Below are 21835 nucleotides of genomic sequence, written 5' to 3'. Positions count from 1 at the left end.
TATCTGTTCCGGTGAAAATTAAAATTTCTTGGTGAAATTGACACCGACTTCACTTTGCTTAAAAGAATAAATAATATCTGCCGTGCTTTTATTAACTTGGCTATTAAAATAAATAGAAGGTGTAAAGGTTAATATTTTATTTTTATCAAATGTTATTTGGGTATTTAAATATTTATTATGATCTTTTCTTTTTACATTTAAATACACATCAAACTGTTCGAAATTTGTTTGCTTGTAACCTACCGCAACAAGAAAATCACACAACTCGGTGACCTTTAAAAAACCGGCTCTAATCCCATACTGTGAATAACTATCACTATTGCGTTGTTTTTCCCGATTGGCTCCATGTATTCCCCCAAAAGCGACTAACTGAGAATCAACTAAATAAGTTCCAAATAGTGAATAGATCCATTTATCACCATCATTAAAACTATACTCATGAGGATACGTTTTATTTTTATATTCAAAATCGCCTAAAATAGTTACTCGATGATTTAACGTATATTCTGTTGCTATTTTTCCTCCTAGGCTTAAATTATAATATTGGTTATCATGCCATTTGGCTTCAAATATTGGCAATATGCCGATTTTTGTATTCGCATTTTCAAATTGATAACCCCCGCTAACAAATATATTTATTTTTCTAGCCGTAACTGTTTTCATCGGTTCTAACCCAAACGCACCGAATGATAATAGCCCTGAATGGTTACCAACGAGAGGAAACCGCTTTGTTGATTTAATATAATAATGCCATTTTCCACCTGCGATAGACTGATTGCTGCTATTCATACATTTACTACGAAAACAGTACATTTCACGGCTATTTGATGCTTCATTTAAATTAAAATCATAACTTGAACCTAGCTTAACCATTCCTTGCCAGCGATTTTTATTCTCTAAATCTATTATTTGATTTTCAATATATTCAGCTAACTTACTTGATATTCCCCCGCTATGTTTTGTTTTTATATTCTGATATATCGATAATGCTGCCTCATAATGTTTAACATGAGTTAGTGCTCGTGCAAGTTTTAACTCAACCAAAAGCATATTAGGCTTGTGAATTAAAATTTCATTATATAACCTAATTGCCAAATCATATTCATCATTTAAAATCGCCTTTTCAGAGTAAATATATTTAACCAATTCTTTATCATGATCTTTATGGCTAACGTAGTTATCAATAATTTTATTTATTGCGTCAAAATTCCTCTTCTGAATTAAATCATAAAGAATAAAGCCAAGTTCGTCGATGTTTTTTTTACTATATTTTACATTATTTATTTCTGATTGATGTTTTTTGTTACTATAACCATTTAGAATATTAGTTACCTCCATTTTTAAATATTGAACGGCCTGTGTTGAATGTATAGGTAAAAGTAATAATAAAATTACATATATTAACTTTGTTTTTTTATTAAAAATAGACATGTTAAGGCTACCATTTTAATAATACAAATAAAAAAGTAGACAAGTTTTCTTTTGCCTACTTTTTTTATCCAATTATATTTTCAGTAATTATTCGTCTTTCTGCCCACCAAATGCCGTGTCTAACTCACGATTGTTATCATAAGAAAGAATACCGGCCACTTGTTCTGCATTATTACCAAATAGTTGTCCCATGCTGTTACCATAATGTGTTTCATTGGCAATAGCAGTACCACTAAATTTACCATCCTCTTCAATGTTCCCCGCCATGGAGTGGCTATTCGTTCCTTCTAATGCACCTGTATATGATTTATCCGCAAAATTTGCATTAAACCAACCCGTCTGTTTTGCTTCACCTACGAATTGGTTAATGCCTGCTATAGAATAAGTCGCTTGGCCACTGGTTGGGACTTCTGTTGTTGCATTTGCACCGGAGAAATAAACCGTGTGCATTGCATCATCGGCTAAGCCAGTTTGTGACCAATCACCGAAATATACCTCGGCATCTGCAACTTGACTAAATTGGAACTTGCCCATGCCACCGTGCGGGCTACCGCCACTTTCCAAAACATACACGTTGTCTGGCTTTTGTGTTACCATATATTTTAAGCCAGAAAATGATATGGTTTTGCCTTCCTTCATAAAGCGAGAACCAATTCCCGGTGCCCCGATACTCCCCCCGTGTGGCCCCATAGTTGATTGAGTTTTATCGACAATAATATTTGTTTCATTATATCCATAATCTAAGCTTTGCTTTGATACCGTTTCTGCCATAACACCAACAGAAAATATAGAGAAAGATACTGCAACTGTAATTAATGATAATTTCTTCATTTGCGCGTCCTTTTCAATAGAAGTTTGAATTAGGTTGTTTTTTTAAAAAGACACATTAAATAAAAGTTTATACTTTCCTTTAATGTTCGAGATTGAGTATATGCAAATGATTTTTATTAACAAATGAGAGGGATATAATTCAATTTTTTATTATTAGGAAATGAGAAAAAATAATCTTTTATTTTTTAAATGGTTAATTAAAAACCCTATAATATCTAATTTTATTTATTAGGGTTTTCATTAAGAATTAATTTTATTTTTAAGAGTAATTACAATTATTGATTTAACGCAGAATAAATATATTAATTAATAAATAAAACGTATGTTTTTATAATTTTATTAATAAACAATAAATATAAACGAAATACAGGTGGAGAGGAGAGGATAGGCTAGGTTAGGTTAGGTTATTTAAATTAGGTACAAGAAGTACTCTTCTTGTACCTAATAATACGCTATATGCTTGCTAAGAGCTTTGCTATGGGTTCAGCGAGTAACCGCCCTCGCCAACCAGCCAATAGCTCAGGAGGTGTAGCCGAAGACTTTAACCCCCAATGAATCGACAGTAATTGGTTAATTTGCCGTCTAGAGGCCAATAATTCTGCATTAAATTTTTCGTTTTCAGCAATATCTTTAACCAGCGCTTTAATTTCTTTAAATACGCTTTTGTACTGGCTCTGTTCAGTAATATTCGCCACCGGTGTTGGGTATTGGCTTTCATCAAGTTGTTTTGCTTGTTCGACAATCGCTAATAAACGCTTACCATGGCAACGAATTTCTTGCCCCGTTAAACCAAGTGCATCGAGTTCACCAAGAGAGCCTGGTAAATAGCGGGCTATTTTCCACAGGTGCTCTTCTTTCACCACAAAATTGACCGCCATATCACGTGCTTTAGCTTGGTTTAAACGCCATTGTGCTAATAACTGTAGGCAAGCGAGCTGTTCATCACGTAGTTGCCACGCATTATGGATATTCATATAGGCTTTTTCTGGCTTTAGTGTTTTTTGCCGACGAGCCACAACACGTTGGCACTCATCTTTTGCATCTTCCAAATAGCCTGCTTCGGTCACTTTTCCCATTAAAATTTCAGCTAGTGGCAGCAAATACAGTACATCCGCCGCTGCATAATCACATTGTTTTTCTCTTAGCGGACGCGCGAGCCAGTCTGTCCGTGATTCACTTTTGTCGAGCTCAATACCTAAATGTTCAGCAACCAATGACGCGAAACCACAAGAAATCGGATAACCTAAAAAAGCAGCAATAATCTGTGTGTCGATCATCGGCTCAGGAACGCAGTTAAAATCATGCATAAATACTTCGAGGTCTTCACTCCCCGCATGTAAAAATTTTAGTTGCTCTGGGTTGGTTAAAAGTGCTTTGAACGGGCTAAAATCCGTCATTAATAATGGGTCAATTAACGAAACTTGCTTTCCATCATATAGCTGTAGCAAACCTAGTTGTGGGTAATATGTTCGGGTACGAACAAACTCGGTATCCAAAGCGAGCCATGGTGCATTACTAGCCTCTTGGCATACTTGGGCTAATTCACTATCTGTAGTTACTAAACGATAATTCAAAACAAGTTTCTCTTTTTTATTTTCATCACAATGACGCCGGTTAAAACCGGCGTCATCTATTCTTTGTTTAAGACTAAACCACAATCATACTGGTGATTTTTCTCTTTGCAATTTTTCTTCATCACGTAGGTCTTTACGCAAAATTTTACCCACATTAGATTTTGGTAATTCATCACGAAATTCAAATATCTTAGGTACTTTATACGCGGTTAATGAACGACGGCAAAAGGTTTTTAGCTCATCCCCCGTTAAATTCGCATTTTTCGTTACAACAAAAACTTTAACCGCTTCACCCGTACTTTCACTTGGTACGCCAATTGCGGCACATTCTATAACGTCTGGATGTGCAGAAATAACATCTTCAATTTCATTTGGATAGACGTTAAAACCTGAAACGATGATCATATCTTTTTTACGATCAACAATACGAATATAACCTTCGCTATCTATTTCTGCGATATCCCCCGTCGCTAACCAACCATCCACTATCGTGTCCGCGGTGGAATCAGGCCGGTTCCAATACCCTTTCATGACTTGTGGACCTTTTACCCACATTTCGCCAGGCTCACCAATAGCGACTTCATTGCCATCGTCATCAAGGAATTTAACATCTGTTGACGGAACAGGTAAACCAATGCTTCCACTATAACTGGTTAAATTATAAGGATTACCCGTTACTAGTGGTGCACATTCTGTTAACCCATACCCTTCGAGCAAATGTTTCCCAGTCAGCTTCTGCCATTTTTCTGCAACGGCTTTTTGAACAGGCATTCCGCCTCCAACTGAAAGACGTAAACGTGAAAAATCCAACTTTTTGAACTCTTCATTATGCAGCCACGCATTAAATAACGTGTTAACCCCGGTGATTGACGTAACGGGATAACGTCCTAGTTGTTTTACGGTATCAGGTACATCTCTAGGGTTGGTAATCAATAAGTTAACTCCCCCTACTGTAATAAACAATAAGCAGTTAACCGTCAAAGCGAAAACGTGATACAGCGGTAAAGCAGTGACAACAAATTCAGCCCCAAATTTCAGTACAGGCCCGTAAGCCGCTCTTGCTTGCTCAATATTTGCTAACATGTTGCGATGAGTTAACATCGCCCCTTTAGCAACACCGGTTGTTCCACCCGTGTATTGCAAAAAGGCCAAGTCATCACCGGTAATGTTAGGTTTAATATACTGCATACGATAGCCATAATGCATAGCACGGCGAAAGGAAATGGCATCTGGTAAATTATATTTAGGAACTAAGCGTTTGACATACTTAACTACAAAATCAACAATCGTGGCTTTAGGACGTGAAAGTTGGTCACCCATCCGCGTTAAAATGACGTGTTTCACTTTGGTATTGAAAACAATTTTTTCCAGCGTATGCGCAAAATTCGATACAATCACAATCGCTGTTGCACCGCTATCATTCAATTGATGCTCTAATTCTCTTGGGGTATAGAGTGGATTAACATTTACTACAACCATTCCTGCTCGTAATACCCCAAACAAAGCAATCGGATATTGTAATAGGTTTGGCATCATTAATGCGACACGATCCCCTTTTTTAAGGCCAAGTCCATTTTGTAAGTAGGCAGCAAAAGCGCGACTTCTCTCTTCAAGCTTCCGATAAGTCATCACCGCCCCCATGTTAATGAAAGCAGGTTGGTCGGCAAATTGAGAAACCGCATTTTCAAGTAACTCTGCTAGAGAAGCGAAGTTATCAGGATTGATTTCTTCCGGCACATCAGCAGGGTAATTTTTTAGCCAGATTTTTTCCAAAATGTTACTCCTGAATTTAGTGAAGTTATTATACTCAACATCTCTTTTAACAAATTATTAACTCAGCGTACCAGTTTGAAAAACAGACAATGTCAAGGTTGAGAGGTCTATCACTAAATAAATTTTGTTCCTTCAAGAAAAAACAAGGCGGACTAAGCCGCCTTGTTTGTCTTAAATTAGTTAAACAGATATAAATCCGTACAAGATTGCGCAATTATACATGATGTTACGTTGTTTTTGGAGAGCTTATCTAGTCACTTAAGAAGGGATTTAACCTATTACGTTAACTAAAGTCATTTTTATTGGAACTAAATTCTAGTTAATGTTTTTATTACGTACTTTCATCTGTTAGCACATATTTAGATAATTTATCTATACCAACAAAAAAGCCCTACTATAAGCAGGGCTTTCAAATAAAGAAAAATAATCATTATTCTGTTAGATACGTTTGTACGGGGACTGGGCCTCCAGGATAACCGTATCCATAACCATAGCCCCATGGGTGGTTATAAAAATACGGGTCGCCATAATAACCATAACCCCACGGGCCAGATGGCGGAAGCATGACACTTTGTGCAACATTCCAGCGTTGGAAACCTGTTACATCTAACGTGACATACTTATAAGGAACTTGCCCTACTTTCCCTTGTTGCTCCCCAGTGATTTTCCCCACCACAGTAATATAACGGTTAGTAAAATCACTTGGTTCACGAAAACCATTTAGATATGCATAAATGCGCCCAATAGACGGGGCATTGAGTTCTGGCGCGGCATCATATTTATTTAATGCCATCACCGCAATTTCTAACCGTGTTCTTGCTGTTTCATTTTTAACTGCAAGGACTTTCCCACCAAAACGTGCTTCCTGACCAATATACATTTCAGGGGCATTTTGTACGGAAATTAAGTTATCTGTTGGGTTTTGTACCGAACCTTGAATTGAAGCAGGTATCGAAACACACCCTGTCAGTGCTAATACGCTTGCAACAAAAAGGCTTTTAAGTGCATTACGGTAGTTTAATTCAATGTTCATAGACCACCTCCGATTAGCGATATTATAAATTCAGGTAATACAGTTTTAAATAGCATTTAGCAAACAAAACACGATATGTTAAAAGCAGCCATAAAAATCTCATTACACCCTAATAATATCCTAAATTATTGAATGATTCGATTTGTATTTTTATTATTCAATATTTGATTTATTTTCTGTTTATTATAAAAAATTGGCTATACCACAGGGTATAGCCAATGCAAAATCAATTAATTTCCTACGTACTATTCACGACCAGGCAATTTTTTCCATGTAACTTCATTACGTAGGTAAGTAGGTTCGACGTTTTCAACGGCAACCACTTTTCCCTGTTGCCATAATTGAGCTGCAATGGGTAACATATCTTGCGCATCAGGCAGCGTAATATGACTGTCAGCCAATGAGGTTGAGTCATTCAGCAATGAAGGATACGCTTCCCATCCAGTTCCTGCATAACTCCAAGCCCCTGAAAGCCCAGTAAATTTATTTTTAAAATCATCGGGAAGTAGAACAGCTTCGGTTTCTTCACCTAACCAGTGACCTTCAGAAGTTCGCTGATATTGGGCACAATAAATTTCTGACATCCGTGCATCAATAGCCACTAATACCTGTTTATGCCCCGCTATACGAAAGGCGCCTTCGGCAAGTGTCATTAAAGAGGAAACGCCAATCATGGGTAAATTAGCTCCTAATGCTAACCCTTGTGCGATACCAACACCAATACGAACCCCGGTGAAACTTCCTGGGCCTCGCCCGAAAGCTAATGCATCTAACTGATTTAACCCCATTCCGGCTTCCGCAAGAACGTCCTCAACCATGGGTAAGATTTTTTGCGTGTGCTCACGGGGAGAAACCGCAAAACGAGAAATAATATCACCTTCACACCAAAGTGCGACTGAACAGGCTTCTGTTGCTGTATCAACAGCAAGAATACGACTCGACATGCCTAAACTCCGGCAAATTAATAGTTTCTAATTGAAAGATGCCGATTATATTAACATAAACGGCCGTAGGAATAGCAGAAAAACAAGGTGGGATTTACCTCGTTCTATTAACTTCTTGTCTTTTCTCTTCAAGAAATGCAATTGCTTTTTGTATACTTCTTGTTCGCGGTGATGGCGGAAGGCTACGTAAAAAAACCTCACCATAAGGACGCGTTACTAAACGGTTATCACAAATAACGATAACCCCATAATCACTGGTATCGCGAATTAACCGCCCGACACCTTGTTTTAAAGTAATCACTGCATCTGGTAATTGAACATCAGAAAAAGGATCTCCGCCTCGTAATTCACAATCCTCGATACGCGCTCTTAATAACGGATCATCCGGAGCAGTAAATGGAAGTTTGTCGATAATCACACAAGTCAGTTCATCACCTCGCACATCAACCCCTTCCCAAAAACTACTGGTAGCAACTAACACGGCATTCCCTGCTGAGATGAATTGGGATAACAGTTTATTTTTACTGCTTTCCCCTTGCATTAAGACGGGTAATGTCAATGACGATTTAAACTCTTCTGCCAATTCACGCATCATGAGATGCGATGTACATAAAAAGAAACAGCGCCCCTGATTTTTTTCAATCATAGGCCGTAGCATTGTTGCCAATTTTTGCGCTAGACCTCGTTGATTGAGTTCAGGTAAAAAACGCGGAACACATAATAAGGTTTGGCTTTGGTAATCAAATGGACTGGCTAATAGTAACGTTTTTGCTGTGACTAAACCTAAACGGTCAGTGAAGTAACTTAATTTTTCATTTACCGACAAAGTTGCTGATGTGAAGACCCAACTGGCTGGCGTATTTGCAATCATTTCACTGAATTTATCTGCAACCGTTAAGGGGGTAAGCGCCAATAGAAAATGACGACCATAACTTTCAAACCAATAACTGTAACCCGCTATCGTCACATCTTTTAAACGATTCAAACGATTTCGGTAAATAGTGACGCGCTCAAAAATAGAATCTAGGCTCTGTGATCGGCCTAAAGTGGTTTTGATCACTTCGTAACAAAGTTCAAGAGAATCATCAAGTAATGTCAATGCTCTTTGCACTTCAGGGCGTTTTAGTAAATCACGTAAATTGCCACGAAAGCTGTTTTCCCCCAAATTGAGCCGGAAATCCAGTGTACTTTGAGTGAGCCTATCCGCACTTTTTTGCAGTTGCACTTGGTCTTTTAACTCAGTTCGATAGGTCATAATCATATCGCGAGCAAGATCAAGCAGTTGACGACTGCTAAGCTGCTGACCAAAATATTGGCTGGCGATATCCGGAATTTGGTGTGCTTCATCAAAAATCATAACTTCAGCTTGGGGAATTAGCTCACCAAAACCCGTGTCTTTCACGACTCTATCAGCCATAAATAAATGGTGATTTACAACAACAATATCCGCTTCTAAGGCTTTACGTCGCGCTTTTAAGACAAAACAGTCTTGGTAACGTGGGCAGTCGCTACCGAGACAATTATCATTGGTACTCGTCACTAACGGCCAAACTGGGCTGTCTTCAGCGATATCATGGCAGGTACTCGTATCACCTAACTCAGATTCGATTGACCAACTGCGTAGCCTCACTACTGCTGACAATATTTCAGGTTCAAGGCTACCACCACCGAGGGACTGTTGGTCTAATCGCTCTAAGCATAAATAATTTGATCGCCCCTTTAACAAGGCTGTACGCCCAGTGTAACCCATGGCATCAATAATTGTCGGTAAGTCCCGGTGATACAATTGATCTTGTAAGGCTTTTGACCCCGTTGAAACAATGACTTTTTTTCCACTACGCAATGCAGGAACTAAATAAGCATAAGTTTTTCCTGTTCCAGTGCCTGCTTCCGCCACCAGCACATGCTGCTGCTCAATCGACTCAGTGACTGCGTTCGACATCGTAACTTGTGCTTCTCGAGGCTGAAAACCGGGAATTGTTCTGGCTAAAAAGCCATCCGCAGAAAAATCATCGTGCACTACAAGACCTATTTATTAGTAATAATGAGGGCACACTTTACCATGAGTTTATTAACCCTGCTGAGGTAATTATTATCCCCTTGAACAACTGATTTTCATCCAGCCTACAAACTGTTATTCTTGAGCCACATGTATAATAAGGAATAATTATGACTATCAAACGTATTGACCCGGATAATCGTTGGTCTGAAGCTGTTATTCACAATAATGTAATTTACTACACCAGTGTGCCTGAAAACCTTGACGCTGATATTGTTGCTCAAACAGCAAACACGCTCGCGGCAATTGATGTGATGCTTGAACGTGTTGGTTCAGACAAAAGTAAAATTCTTGATGCCACCATTTTTCTTGCTGATAAAGCCGATTTTGCTGGTATGAACCAAGCATGGGATGCTTGGGTTGTTGCAGGAAGTGCGCCTGTCCGTTGTACTGTCCAAGCATTGTTGATGAAGCCTGAATATAAAGTTGAAATTAAGATTGTTGCAGCAATTGATTGATTAGACAGCTTTTGCTTTGATTAAAATGGACGCCAATGATGAGCGCCCATTTTATTTTGAACCGTTATATTTTGAGAATCTAGCCAACAACGTGACAGTGCAAAATATGACGAGCATTATGACATCTTAATAAGCACCATTCCCAGCAACAGTAACACAATTCCCCCCCAGCCTTTATAATTTAGCCGTTGATTGAAAAGAATCCAACCTGCTGCTACTGTCGCGATAATACCGAATGCTCCCCATAACGCATAAGCAATTGAAAGCTCGATTCCTTTTACCGCTTGCGCTAATGCGCTGAAGGCTCCGAGTACCGCAATTAGGGAGAGAATACCTATCCAATACCGTTTAAATCCATTCGACATTTTTAATAAAATGTTGGCTGCGATTTCTAATATTACTGCTAGGACCAAAAACGCAGCATGCCACCATTCAAAATGACTCGCCATATTACGCCTCCGACTTAGCTTCGCGCCCAACCAAAGCATTTGTTTTGGCTGCATTGACCGCGTTTTGTGTAACTTGTTTTACTTTCTGCGCAGATTGACGAACGGTGGCTTTTTTGGTGCCTGATTTAATCAGCCCAATACCAGTGATCAGTAATACTAATCCACCTATTTTCATCGGTGATAGTGATTCTCCAAACCACATGACACTAAATGTTGTGATAAAAAGAATACCGATCCCTTCCCAGAGTGCATAGGCGACACCTAATGCCACTTTTTTAACTGCAATGGCAAGTAAAATGTATGATGTTGCTATCATGACATACATCACCACCATACCGGTGAAATCACCACTTACGCTGGCATGTTTCATTGATAATGTACCGATAACCTCGGCAACGATAGCTAATACTAAAAATATCCAGTAAATCATTATAATATCTCTCTACGTACAGCCACGTAACAGCCTGTTTTTTGTACAGAACAAATAGATAAATTACTATTGCGTGGTTGTTGAAAATTCAAATAAATAACAACGTGTTGCTGAGTTTATTCAGCGAAATGAATAATCGAGAGAGACGCTATAATGCACCACACCAGTAGTGTTCACTGGAAAGGATAGCTGAAAGGAAAAGCCTGTGTGTCGTTCTTTTTTGGGACTTGCTGATCTTGCCGCTAGTTGAGCTAAGCATGATATCTTATTCTTTTCATCAGGTAGACATCTACCCAATTTACTCCGAACCCTCATGTTGATAGTTAATTTCAGCTTATTTTTAGCATGCCAATTTTATTAAGTCAATGAATATAAACATTTTTTGCATTGAATGGAAATATGCATAACTATTCATTAATATGCTAATTAACCCTTGAACTATCAATAATTATACGAATAAACAAGCGACAACAATAAATTTTTCATTGGAATTATTTTATAAAAAAATCTCTTTATTCCACTTTTTATACTCTCATCACACCTAAAATATGCTGTTCGATTTTTAACATTGACAACCTGATTAAACAAGCTTCTTATAGTAACCATATGATTGTAATATGCCGAAGAGAGAGCCATGAATACCTTTAGCCTTACCTCCAATAGTTTCCAAAATGCCGCAGATGCAACACCATTACCTTATGATGTCGTATCAATTCAATCGCAAGTTATTTATGGCAGCGTTGGGAATAGCATTGCCGTTCCAGCGTTGACAAAACAAGGTTTACGCGTAGCGGCAGTCCCTACCGTGGTACTGAGTAATACGCCTCATTATACCACTTGCTATGGTGGGGAGTTACCTGGAGAGTGGTTTCGTGGTTATTTAAACGGTTTTGTTGAACGTGGTAGTTTAGATTCTGTAAGATCTATTTTGACTGGTTATCTAGGCTCCCCCGAAAAAGCTCAAGACTTAGCTGACTGGTTAACCCTCGTCCGCAAAGAACGAGCAGAACTACCGGTTATTGTTGACCCAGTCATGGGGGATGAGGACAGTGGTTTTTATATTCCCCCTGAAATTGCCGAGGTCTACCGTGATAAAGTCATACCTTTAGCAACAGGCATTATTCCAAACAAATTCGAGCTCATGACCTTAAGTGGCAAACAAGTTAATAATTTGGATGATGCGACAGCTGCAGCCCGCAGCTTATTAAAAGGAAATACCCAGTGGGTAATCATCACAAGTGCTTTCCAGCCTGATGATGATAATATCGAAGTAGTCTGTGTTACCAAAGATAACGTGGCTGTTATCCGCCACAAACGTTACCCTGTCACGCCAAAAGGAACGGGGGATTTATTTGGTGCAGAACTCACTGCACAATTATTAGCTGGGTTATCCGTTCCTGATGCCGCTAAAATGGCGTGTTTACGTATCGAACAAGCAATTATTCACATGGCCGCTACTGGGCGTAGTGAATTAATTCTTTAATACCACGATATAAGAAGCATAGAGAAATGGCGGGATTAACCCGCCATTTTAGTCAATACACTGTCTAATATTTCAAGTATTGATAATTTTATTCAAACTCATTCCACGAACGACCATCACGAGCAATCATTGCTACAGATGCAATCGGCCCCCAAGTCCCTGCTTGGTATGGCTTAGGCGCTTCATTGTCCATTGCCCATGCATCTATAATAGAGTCAACAAATTTCCATGCTTCTTCTACTTCATCACGACGAACAAACAGTGCTTGAATGCCACGCATTGCTTCAAGCAATAAACGTTCATAAGCGTCTGCAAGGTGAGTTTGGTTGAAAGTTTCGGAGAAACTTAAATCCAATTTAGTAGTTTGTAAACGGTGTTTATGATCAAGGCCTGGTGCCTTATTCATAATTTCAATATCAATCCCTTCGTCTGGCTGCAAACGAATGGTTAGTTTATTCTGAGGCAGATCTTGATAACTTTCCGAGAAAATATTCAACGCGGGCTTTTTAAAATAAACCACAACTTCTGAACATTTAGCCGGTAGGCGTTTCCCCGTACGTAAATAGAAAGGCACACCCGCCCAACGCCAGTCATCAATATCAACACGCAAAGCAACGAATGACTCAGTCATACTTTGCTTATTCGCCCCTTCTTCCTCTAAATATCCTGGGACTTTTTTGCCTTGAACAAAACCAGAGGTATATTGCCCACGTACTGCCTTTTCACGCACATTAGTATGGTCAATGCGACGTAAAGAACGTAAGACTTTCACTTTTTCATCACGAATACGGTCTGTGGTTAAATCTGCCGGTGGTGACATCGCAATCATCGTTAAGATTTGCAATAAGTGGTTTTGCACCATATCACGCATTTGGCCAGCTTGATCGAAATAGCCCCAACGACCTTCGATTCCCACTTCTTCTGCAACCGTGATCTGGACATGATCGATAGTGCGGTTGTCCCAGTTATTGATAAATAACGAGTTTGCAAAACGTAATGCGAGTAAGTTTAAAACCGTTTCTTTACCAAGATAGTGGTCAATACGATAAACTTGGCTTTCATCAAAATACTTGGCCACTTCATTATTAATTTCTTGTGACGACGCTAAATCCGTTCCCAGTGGTTTTTCCATGACAACACGATTTGGCTTTTTATTTAATTTAGCATGACCCAGCCCTTGGCACATTGCACCAAAGGTACTCGGTGGCATGGCAAAGTAATGGATAGCTGGTTGTGCATCTTGTTTTAACATTTCAGCTAAACGCACAAAACTTTCAGTCTGGTTAACGTCTAAGTTACAAAAATCCAAGCGAGAGCTCAGTTTTTCCCACAATGCTGAATCGAGATCTTCTTTTAAGAACTTATCTAACGCTTCTTTGACAAAGTGGACATAATCATCTTGACTCCATTCAGCCCGACCGACGCCAATAATACGCGTGTCTGGATGAATGTAACCCGCTTTCTCTAATTGATAAAGCGATGGCAGCAGCTTACGACGAGCGAGGTCTCCCTTGGTGCCAAAAATAATTAAGTCACAAGCTTGAGCAGCATTATGTACCGCCATATTGGTTCTCCTCAATTTGCGGAATGTAAGACCTAACTAGGATAGGCCTTATTGTAATTTTGTTAAAATTAGCCCTAATTCCGCTAATGTACCCTGTTGCTAGTGCCCAGTAAATCTTCATGATACCGATCACAGTTTTTATGATGAAAAAAACAACATATTCCCTGTTTACTCTTATGTTACACACTGAATAATTTTTAGTGTATTAAAAAGATGCGATTTAACTGAATGGAGACAGCTTCCGTAAAAAAATAACAAAATATGTAGGATGTTTACTAATCTGAAAATTAGATACGGGTCAAAGTTTCACAAAAAGCTGCTAGTTATCACCTGCATTCAGATAGCTTACATATCATACATAGTATATTTTCACTCTCTATTACAGCATCACGACAAGAAATTAAAAATCAACAATAGGATAACGTGATGACTCACAAATTTCCCCTTTCGATGAAATAGGCGCTTTTGCTATATGAATATTTTAGAACAAATGAAAACAAGTCTCGATTTTTTAAGTAAATCAGAAAAAAAGGTGGCTGACGTTATTTTAGGTATGCCACAAAATGCCATTCATCTTAGTATCGCCACACTAGCGCAATTAGCAGATGTTAGCGAACCAACAGTAAACCGCTTTTGTCGGAAAATGGGCACGAAAGGATTCCCTGATTTTAAATTACGATTAGCGCAAAACTTAGCCAATGGCACCCCTTACATCAATCGCCATATAGAAGAAACTGACACAGTAAATACCTATACTCACAAAATTTTTGAATCGGCTATGGCCGGATTAGATAATGTGAAACATACACTCGATATTAGTGCAATTAACCGTGCTGTTGATTTATTAACCCAAGCACGAAAAATCAGTTTTTTTGGCTTTGGTGCCTCTGCTGCTGTCGCCCACGACGCAATGAATAAATTTTTCCGCTTTAATATTCCTGTCATATACTTCGATGATATTGTCATGCAACGTATGAGCTGTATCAATAGTGCTGAGGGGGACGTTATTGTGCTCATTTCCCATACGGGAAGAACTAAGGCATTAGTTGACATGGCACGTTTAGCACGGGAAAACGATGCCACCGTCATAGCAATTACCTCAGAAAACTCTCCGCTATCCCAAGCCGCTTCCCTATCTATCATTATTGATGTGCCTGAAGATACAGATATCTATATGCCGATGGTATCAAGAATGGCTCAGCTCGCAGTAATTGACGTATTAACAACGGGTTTTACGTTAAGAAGAGGTGAAAAATTTAGAGATAACTTGAAGCGCGTCAAAGAAGCATTACGGGATTCGCGGTTTGATAGCATCTAAAGGCAATAAATTGACAAGATAAACGCTTTTCTTTGCTTTTCAGGCTTTAATAGTTTTACAGACCTGATAGCATTAAGAAATTGGCTGTATATAATAGCTGTGCTCGTGTCAGCATCCCTATTTGCAGTAAACAGGTTTCGAAATGGAGTGAAATGGTTTCACTCTTTTATCAACACCATTACAGGTCAACGGAGTAATACATGTCTAGACGGCTTAGAAGAACTAAAATTGTTACAACTCTTGGTCCAGCTACTGATCGCGATAATAATCTTGAAAAAATTATCAATGCTGGCGCCAACGTTGTTCGCCTTAACTTCTCCCACGGAACTCCAGAAGACCATCTATTACGTGCTAATAAAGTACGTGAGATTGCCGCTCGTTTAGGACGTCACGTTGCGATCCTCGGTGATTTACAAGGCCCTAAAATTCGTGTTTCTACGTTTAAAGATGGTAAAGTTTTCCTCAATATTGGTGATAAATTCATTCTTGATGCCAATTTAGGTAAAGGTGAAGGTTGCCAAGAAAAAGTGGGTATCGACTATAAAGGCTTACCTGCCGATGTCGTTCCAGGCGATATTTTACTTCTTGATGATGGGCGTGTTCAATTAAAAGTCCGAGAAGTCCAAGGATTACAAGTCTTTACAGAAGTTACTGTTGGTGGCCAATTATCTAACAATAAAGGTATTAATAAACTCGGTGGCGGTCTTTCTGCTGAAGCATTAACAGACAAAGACAAAGAAGATATAAAAACCGCAGCCAAAATTAATGTCGACTATTTAGCCGTTTCATTCCCTCGCTCTGGTGAAGATTTAGATTATGCGCGCCGATTGGCTCGTGATGCGGGTTGTGAATGTCAAATTGTTGCTAAAGTCGAGCGTGCTGAAGCCGTTGCCAATGATGAAGTTATGGATGAGGTTATTCTCGCTTCTGATGTCGTCATGGTTGCTCGTGGTGACCTCGGTGTAGAAATTGGCGATCCTGAGTTAGTTGCTGTTCAGAAAAAATTAATCCGTCGTTCACGTCAATTAAATCGCGTTGTTATCACTGCAACACAAATGATGGAATCGATGATCACTAACCCAATGCCAACACGAGCCGAAGTCATGGACGTTGCAAATGCGGTGTTGGATGGTACCGATGCCGTTATGCTTTCCGCTGAAACAGCCGCAGGTCAGTACCCTGCAGAAACGGTAGCTGCAATGGCACAAGTTTGCTTTGGTGCAGAAAAAATGCCTGGCCTGAATGTATCTAAACACCGTTTAGATGCAGAATTTAGCAGCCCAGAAGAAGCAATTGCTATGTCAACAATGTATGCTGCGAACCACCTTAAAGGGGTTAAAGCTATCATTGCAATGACTGAATCTGGTCGTACTGCTCGTATGATGTCTCGTATCAGTTCTGGCTTACCTATTTTTGCAATGTCTCGTCATGAAAAAACGCTCAACCAATGTTCTCTATACCGTGGTGTTACCCCAGTTTTCTGTAGCACCCACACAGATGGTATTGCGGCTGCTAATGAAGCAGTGACGCGTTTACGTGATAACGGCTATTTAATGAGTGGTGACGTGGTTCTTGTCACTCAGGGCGACTTAATGGGCACCGTAGGTAGCACGAATACTTGTCGTATTCTAGAAGTCGAATAATCTTTTAGCCCTCGCCTATGGGTGGGGGCTTTCTTTTATATTGTTGCTCTATCTAACCTTGAGCTTGTTTCCATTTGGTATATGCTTCGCTAATTACAGGGGCAATTTTATCATAATTTTCCCATGAATTTTCTATATGGTAAGTTGTTGGTAAATCACCTTTCAGGACACGTTCGTAATCTTCAAAATAGCCCTTCTCTTCCGCTGCATAGTAAAACTGAGTAAAAGCATTACCTTCATCACTTAAATCTTCATCTATAAATTTTTCATCACACATTGTCATCAAAAATTCACGGCCATCCAACTTTCGAGCTTTAACTAATGCAAGTTCTTCCTCTGATTCTTCAGTATGAAATTCTCCCACTAAATGATTATGAATAATCCATGTTAAATAAAAGCCAATATGGGTGCCTCCATTCTCATTTGGTAAGTCTGATGGATAATCACCACCGTAATGCCAATCCATACGATCAAATGCCATAGTCGTCCTCAATTTATTCATCAATAAAAGCTAACTATAACTTACTTCAGATTAGTGATGAATTAAGATAAAGTGCAAAATGATGACTAAACAAGAAGTAATGCAAGACAGTAAGCTCTGCATGTTATGTACAGAGCAAATAGAACTTAGTGATATTGTAGATTAAATTGTAACGTACCGTTTGCTTTCCCAGCAGTTGTTGTAGATTGAGTTTGGATATAAGCAGCTTCCAATGGAATGTTATATTGCCCTACATTATTTTGTTCAACGATAGGCATTAGCTGATTAAGCTTAATAGGTGCTCCTTTATATTTCACTTGGATTGCATAGCCCTTCGCTGTATTTTCATCGGCTAAATTATTGAGTGCGATTGCCCCTGGTGTTTGGCTTGCATCTTGGGATCCAATAAACGTAATTTTTATCGGTGATATTGGGTCACAGTCTAATTGAATTTGAAAATTTTTCTTGCTCTCGGGGCTCGTTGAACCAACACCTGTAAACGACGATTTGCTGACTTTACCGAACGGCACATCTATTGACTTATTTTTAACTTCACAACCACTCGAAATAACATTAATTGGTCCCATAGCCACTTTGGGTTCGACTCTTCCATATAAATCTGACGTAATAAAGCCATTATGGAATAAAATTAACATCGCAGCATTAGTGGTTGGCAACGTTTGGCTTTTAACATTATTACCAACTTTATAAAAATCTGCTCTTAACTTTACAGTGTATGTTGCTGATGATGCATTAGAACCACAAATTAACCTATTACTAATATTTCCATCTTTCGTATTTACTCCATCAACATACGCAGAACCAGAGCAAGGACTCATCACTGTTCCATGCAAAGCATAACCAACGCCGGAACTATTCACTTCTCTCACATAACCTACACCAGAAATGTACCTTGAATTTCCTGATCCGCTTGGTAAATATATGCCAACTTCTGTATTACCAGTTACATTCCACCACACCCAAGGGGAATGAGTACCTAAATCAACTGAACCAATAAAAGTACCTACGGGTAATGTGCGTGAGACATAAAGTGTTTTATTCGAATTAACAAGTTGGTTAGTAAATTCGGCCCTAAATTCTGCAACACCAAATTGTGAATATAAAAGTAACGGAATGCCGATTTTTAATCCTAAATTATTCATGACGACTCCTATTCACAAGTTCGTTCTATAAACTGAATTTTTTCATTTTCTAACGATAATGAAAGTGGAACTGTACATTGTTGATTATGACTATTACCCCATTTTACAATGACGGTACTTTGCGCTGGAACACCGCTTAAATAAACTTCCCCATCATTTGCAACAATCCCCCCTGTCACTTGCTCTTCATTTTCTATAACAGAAACTTGTGTGCCAAATGCAATGGGTTTGCCTGCATACTGCAGTTTTAGTAATACTCTAGCACCGCGTTTTGCTTGAAAATTAGCTAATACAATAGCTCCTTGAGTAGGAACGACGGTTGTTGTATTAATAGCAACATCATTATTACCACTTAATGTTGCAGTATCGACACTAATTTTATTTCGTTCATAGCGTGTAACCGTAGGGATTACGGCAAATCCTGAAGAATTAGTATAGAGCGACTGCGCATTATTCACTTTTAAATTATCAATATCTTCAGCTTTTACCAGCACTGCAGAATCATGAATAGTACGTGATGTCGTTAACCCTCCAGAATGCAGTAATAACGCTCCTGTTGCACCGAGATCGACAGAATGATATTTAGGGTCATAATTATAACCTGCACTGTATTCCCCTGATGAAACGATATAGTTTGCACTAACGGAACTACTATATTCATCATGGCTGTGGTTATATCTTTGCGTAAGGTCATACTGCAAATTATTATCTTCTAATTGCGTACCATTAAAACTCAATGAGCTAATAGAGTCGCCATTTTTACTGCTATTATAGCTATAATTGATCCAATTATTTCTCCGCCCTAAATCAAAAGGAATACTTAAATTTAATGACAGCATTTGGTCATTGGTATTCGAATAATCTTGCTTTGTATAAGAATAAGCAACACTGTAATTCATCGAATTATAATTAGAACTAAAACTCATTGTTAAATTTTTATCTGAACCACTTTTATCCCAATAATATTGCTGGTAACCATTCACTGATAAATAACCTATCCCGTTAAGTGATTGGGATACTGATGCTTGAAACTGTTGTTTTTTCCGACCGATGTTATAAAAGTAATTATTCGAATCAGAGAAGTCATAATAATTCTTTGTTGAATAGCGATATGATGCCAAAGAAAAAGAAGTACCTGTGTCTGGAATATATTTTGAATATTGGATTCGGTACGATTGCCCTTCTGCCTTCTTTTTATCAATCAATTGTGTTGATGCTTGTGTAATATCTGCCGATATCGCACCAATATTACCTAAATTTATTCCAGTACCTACTGTGTAAGCTTGATAGTCTTGGGAAACTAAAAACCCTCCATAAGCGGATAAGTTATATGGTAACCCATAAATTGCTGATGCTTGCGCAAAATTTGGTTTACGTCGTGCACTATCAACATTATATTTACCAATATCCACACTATATTTTAATGCACCTGCTCTTTGCATCATGGGGACTGCTGAAAACGGCTGAATAAAAGATCGGATGGTTCCATTAGCTTCTTCAATGGAGACCTCAAGGTCACCACTGTATGAAGTTGGATATAGATCATTAATTGAAAACTCACCAGGTGGTACAGTTGTTTGATAAATCACATTACCATTTTGCCTGATAGTAACAATCGCATTTGATTGTGCAATTCCTGTCACTGTCGGTGCAAAACCCCTTTCACTTTGGGGCAACATACTTTCATCGGAAGCTAACCTTATTCCACGATAAGGATTGCTTTCCATCACACCATTATCAGAGGATGTTTCACCAATCGTTAATCGGCTTTTTAAACTTCTGATATCTCGTTCTATATAGGTTTGTAAATTATTCCAATTTGTTTCATTTGTTGTATTACTATATGTGCTATAGCTACGTAAACGCCAAGCATTTAGATTAATACCACTTCTTAAACCTAAGAATGTGTTATCTCTGTTGTCTCTATTTTGGTACCAATGCTTATTAAATCTTGCAGTGTAATTAACAAATGCCGCATTAATTCCATCATCCCATTCTTTTGGTTCAACGTAACCTCGGTTAGTATTTTCTAATCCAATTTGAGGAATACTTATTTGTAATTGTTGGATTTCGAATTTGTATTGATAATTAGCGCTAGGAATAATTTGAGCAATATCTTTCAAGTATTCATCATTTTCAATTACTGAGAATTTTTCGCTTGCTGAGTTTTTCACTCCCCACTCTAGTAGCATTTTTTTTGTTATTTCAGGGAGTAACCTTTTAGTTTTATCATCAAATAAAAATGTAATATTCTTATTATCTACCAGTTGATCATTAATATAAATATCAACAAAATAATCACCTGGCAATTGCCCACCTGCGGAAGACAAATAGCCCAAGCTATTCACATCGGCAACTTGACTTTCAATTCCAGTGTTGATGGCATTAATATCAAATATATCTTCAGCAATTGTATTATTTGCATACAATATTAAGCTGATCGTAGTAAAAATTTTAGAATACATAAGCCTATTTTTGGTATAGAGAACTGACATCTTAGATACTCTTACTTGGTTTTTTTCTCTATGATAGCGCCATAGTCATTAATAAACTGAATAACTATTGAATCGCCATTATTTGTTTTTTTCTTAAGAATGTAGTCATTTTTAAATGGGTATATTAAGCTAGCACCATCAATGACCATGCCATTGATGAGGATATTTTTGATTGATAAATGATAGGGTGTTTGGTTATCAATCATAATTCCATCTGATTTTTCAACTAAATTAACTTTTTCAAAATCAAAAGGTTCAATATCTTTCGATCTTAAAAATAATTTAAATTGTGAGTTTATAATTATCTGTAGTTCATTTTCAATACTATTATCTTTCGGTGGTATTGATTTAATATTAAGCAAATAGATTTTTTCTTCATTTGAATTTATAGGTTCACCTATGTATGAGATCCTCGCTGAGCCGTTTGTATCAGGTTCAATTCGGAATAATGGTGGCGTAGCAATAAATGGTGCTTTACCCTCACCATTAAATGGAGAAACCCAACTTTGGATTAAAAATGGTTTTTCTTTATCACTATTAAAAATCGGGATGTCAATTTCACGTTTGTTTTCTTCATAGACAAAACGCGTTCCACCTACACTAATACCTGACGCTTGAGAGATGTTAGAAATAGAAAATAAACATATACAGATTGAAAAAAATATTTTTTTCATAAAACAGCCATGATATTGATGTGAGAAAGAGG

The 21835-nt window shown here is 38.2% G+C and carries 18 protein-coding genes; 4 read left to right on the top strand and 14 right to left on the bottom strand.

What is annotated here, in order from left to right; translation table 11 throughout:
- Window positions 1-18: 18 nt before the first annotated feature.
- From PSF28_RS07905 to PSF28_RS07875, 7 genes are all read right to left on the bottom strand, one after another.
- Window positions 19-1431 (bottom strand): surface lipoprotein assembly modifier, encoded by a 1413-nt coding sequence (locus PSF28_RS07905; RefSeq protein WP_272684874.1) that lies wholly within the window; start codon window positions 1429-1431, stop codon window positions 19-21.
- Window positions 1432-1518: 87 nt separating this feature from the next.
- Window positions 1519-2262: a Slam-dependent surface lipoprotein gene (locus PSF28_RS07900; RefSeq protein WP_272684873.1), complete on the bottom strand. Its 744-nt coding sequence runs from the start codon at window positions 2260-2262 to the stop codon at window positions 1519-1521.
- A 452-nt stretch (window positions 2263-2714) separates the two neighbouring features.
- Window positions 2715-3836 carry a ribonuclease D gene (gene rnd, locus PSF28_RS07895; RefSeq protein ID WP_272684872.1) on the bottom strand — a complete coding sequence of 374 codons (1122 nt, stop codon included), beginning with the start codon at window positions 3834-3836 and terminating at the stop codon, window positions 2715-2717.
- Between the two features lie 84 nt (window positions 3837-3920).
- Window positions 3921-5609: a long-chain-fatty-acid--CoA ligase FadD gene (gene fadD, locus PSF28_RS07890; protein WP_272684871.1), complete on the bottom strand. Its 1689-nt coding sequence runs from the start codon at window positions 5607-5609 to the stop codon at window positions 3921-3923.
- Between the two features lie 430 nt (window positions 5610-6039).
- On the bottom strand, window positions 6040-6642 hold the full coding sequence (locus PSF28_RS07885; RefSeq protein ID WP_272684870.1) for a Slp family lipoprotein: 603 nt from the start codon (window positions 6640-6642) through the stop codon (window positions 6040-6042).
- Between the two features lie 245 nt (window positions 6643-6887).
- Window positions 6888-7586: a tRNA (adenosine(37)-N6)-threonylcarbamoyltransferase complex dimerization subunit type 1 TsaB gene (gene tsaB, locus PSF28_RS07880; protein WP_272684869.1), complete on the bottom strand. Its 699-nt coding sequence runs from the start codon at window positions 7584-7586 to the stop codon at window positions 6888-6890.
- Between the two features lie 94 nt (window positions 7587-7680).
- A complete protein-coding gene (locus tag PSF28_RS07875; protein ID WP_272684868.1) occupies window positions 7681-9606 on the bottom strand; it encodes an ATP-dependent DNA helicase in 1926 nt (641 codons plus the stop codon).
- A gap of 149 nt (window positions 9607-9755) precedes the next feature.
- Here PSF28_RS07875 and PSF28_RS07870 point away from each other — a divergent pair, with 149 nt between their 5' ends.
- Complete coding sequence (locus PSF28_RS07870; RefSeq protein WP_004254978.1) at window positions 9756-10103, top strand: RidA family protein; 348 nt, start codon at window positions 9756-9758, stop codon at window positions 10101-10103.
- Between the two features lie 116 nt (window positions 10104-10219).
- Here the strand turns inward: PSF28_RS07870 and mdtI are convergent, their stop codons facing one another.
- Together mdtI and mdtJ are read right to left on the bottom strand one after the other, a co-directional pair.
- Entirely contained in the window at window positions 10220-10552 is a 333-nt protein-coding gene (mdtI, locus tag PSF28_RS07865; protein ID WP_112307026.1) for a multidrug/spermidine efflux SMR transporter subunit MdtI, read from the bottom strand.
- A 1-nt stretch (window position 10553) separates the two neighbouring features.
- On the bottom strand, window positions 10554-10982 hold the full coding sequence (mdtJ, locus tag PSF28_RS07860; RefSeq protein WP_004910709.1) for a multidrug/spermidine efflux SMR transporter subunit MdtJ: 429 nt from the start codon (window positions 10980-10982) through the stop codon (window positions 10554-10556).
- A 634-nt stretch (window positions 10983-11616) separates the two neighbouring features.
- Here mdtJ and pdxK point away from each other — a divergent pair.
- Window positions 11617-12465, top strand: a complete 849-nt coding sequence (gene pdxK, locus PSF28_RS07855) for a pyridoxine/pyridoxal/pyridoxamine kinase (RefSeq protein WP_210839288.1) — start codon at window positions 11617-11619, stop codon at window positions 12463-12465.
- An 88-nt stretch (window positions 12466-12553) separates the two neighbouring features.
- Here the strand turns inward: pdxK and zwf are convergent, their stop codons facing one another.
- The gene (gene zwf, locus PSF28_RS07850; RefSeq protein WP_004910705.1) at window positions 12554-14029 is read right to left on the bottom strand and encodes a glucose-6-phosphate dehydrogenase; all 1476 of its coding nucleotides are present in this window, start codon (window positions 14027-14029) and stop codon (window positions 12554-12556) included.
- Between the two features lie 472 nt (window positions 14030-14501).
- Here zwf and PSF28_RS07845 point away from each other — a divergent pair, with 472 nt between their 5' ends.
- Both PSF28_RS07845 and pyk read left to right on the top strand, forming a co-directional pair.
- Window positions 14502-15347 (top strand): MurR/RpiR family transcriptional regulator, encoded by an 846-nt coding sequence (locus PSF28_RS07845; RefSeq protein ID WP_210839284.1) that lies wholly within the window; start codon window positions 14502-14504, stop codon window positions 15345-15347.
- Between the two features lie 200 nt (window positions 15348-15547).
- On the top strand, window positions 15548-16990 hold the full coding sequence (pyk, locus tag PSF28_RS07840; RefSeq protein ID WP_109913282.1) for a pyruvate kinase: 1443 nt from the start codon (window positions 15548-15550) through the stop codon (window positions 16988-16990).
- Between the two features lie 52 nt (window positions 16991-17042).
- Here the strand turns inward: pyk and PSF28_RS07835 are convergent, their stop codons facing one another.
- From PSF28_RS07835 to PSF28_RS07820, 4 genes are all read right to left on the bottom strand, one after another.
- On the bottom strand, window positions 17043-17471 hold the full coding sequence (locus PSF28_RS07835; protein WP_210839282.1) for a DUF7832 domain-containing protein: 429 nt from the start codon (window positions 17469-17471) through the stop codon (window positions 17043-17045).
- Between the two features lie 146 nt (window positions 17472-17617).
- Window positions 17618-18634 (bottom strand): fimbrial protein, encoded by a 1017-nt coding sequence (locus tag PSF28_RS07830; protein ID WP_210839274.1) that lies wholly within the window; start codon window positions 18632-18634, stop codon window positions 17618-17620.
- Between the two features lie 8 nt (window positions 18635-18642).
- Window positions 18643-21129 carry a fimbria/pilus outer membrane usher protein gene (locus tag PSF28_RS07825; protein WP_272684867.1) on the bottom strand — a complete coding sequence of 829 codons (2487 nt, stop codon included), beginning with the start codon at window positions 21127-21129 and terminating at the stop codon, window positions 18643-18645.
- A gap of 11 nt (window positions 21130-21140) precedes the next feature.
- The gene (locus PSF28_RS07820) at window positions 21141-21803 is read right to left on the bottom strand and encodes a fimbrial biogenesis chaperone (RefSeq protein WP_210839264.1); all 663 of its coding nucleotides are present in this window, start codon (window positions 21801-21803) and stop codon (window positions 21141-21143) included.
- Between the last annotated feature and the right edge of the window lie 32 nt (window positions 21804-21835).

Source organism: Providencia sp. PROV130 (assembly GCF_028482225.1).
In the GTDB taxonomy this organism is placed as follows: Bacteria; Pseudomonadota; Gammaproteobacteria; order Enterobacterales; family Enterobacteriaceae; genus Providencia; species Providencia rettgeri.
The sequence above is the reverse complement of the archived record's forward strand: the minus strand, read 5'-3'. Positions and strand labels throughout refer to the sequence as shown.

What these genes read in the sequence shown, in the direction of transcription:
- PSF28_RS07820 (WP_210839264.1), bottom strand. Translation starts at nt 21,803, where the DNA reads ATGAAAAAAATATTTTTTTCAATCTGTATATGTTTATTTTCTATTTCT.
- PSF28_RS07845 (WP_210839284.1), top strand. Translation starts at nt 14,502, where the DNA reads ATGAATATTTTAGAACAAATGAAAACAAGTCTCGATTTTTTAAGTAAA.
- tsaB (WP_272684869.1), bottom strand. Translation starts at nt 7,586, where the DNA reads ATGTCGAGTCGTATTCTTGCTGTTGATACAGCAACAGAAGCCTGTTCA.
- PSF28_RS07825 (WP_272684867.1), bottom strand. Translation starts at nt 21,129, where the DNA reads ATGTCAGTTCTCTATACCAAAAATAGGCTTATGTATTCTAAAATTTTT.
- pyk (WP_109913282.1), top strand. Translation starts at nt 15,548, where the DNA reads ATGTCTAGACGGCTTAGAAGAACTAAAATTGTTACAACTCTTGGTCCA.
- PSF28_RS07830 (WP_210839274.1), bottom strand. Translation starts at nt 18,634, where the DNA reads ATGAATAATTTAGGATTAAAAATCGGCATTCCGTTACTTTTATATTCA.
- zwf (WP_004910705.1), bottom strand. Translation starts at nt 14,029, where the DNA reads ATGGCGGTACATAATGCTGCTCAAGCTTGTGACTTAATTATTTTTGGC.
- PSF28_RS07885 (WP_272684870.1), bottom strand. Translation starts at nt 6,642, where the DNA reads ATGAACATTGAATTAAACTACCGTAATGCACTTAAAAGCCTTTTTGTT.
- PSF28_RS07900 (WP_272684873.1), bottom strand. Translation starts at nt 2,262, where the DNA reads ATGAAGAAATTATCATTAATTACAGTTGCAGTATCTTTCTCTATATTT.
- PSF28_RS07905 (WP_272684874.1), bottom strand. Translation starts at nt 1,431, where the DNA reads ATGTCTATTTTTAATAAAAAAACAAAGTTAATATATGTAATTTTATTA.
- PSF28_RS07870 (WP_004254978.1), top strand. Translation starts at nt 9,756, where the DNA reads ATGACTATCAAACGTATTGACCCGGATAATCGTTGGTCTGAAGCTGTT.
- mdtI (WP_112307026.1), bottom strand. Translation starts at nt 10,552, where the DNA reads ATGGCGAGTCATTTTGAATGGTGGCATGCTGCGTTTTTGGTCCTAGCA.
- mdtJ (WP_004910709.1), bottom strand. Translation starts at nt 10,982, where the DNA reads ATGATTTACTGGATATTTTTAGTATTAGCTATCGTTGCCGAGGTTATC.
- pdxK (WP_210839288.1), top strand. Translation starts at nt 11,617, where the DNA reads ATGAATACCTTTAGCCTTACCTCCAATAGTTTCCAAAATGCCGCAGAT.
- PSF28_RS07835 (WP_210839282.1), bottom strand. Translation starts at nt 17,471, where the DNA reads ATGGCATTTGATCGTATGGATTGGCATTACGGTGGTGATTATCCATCA.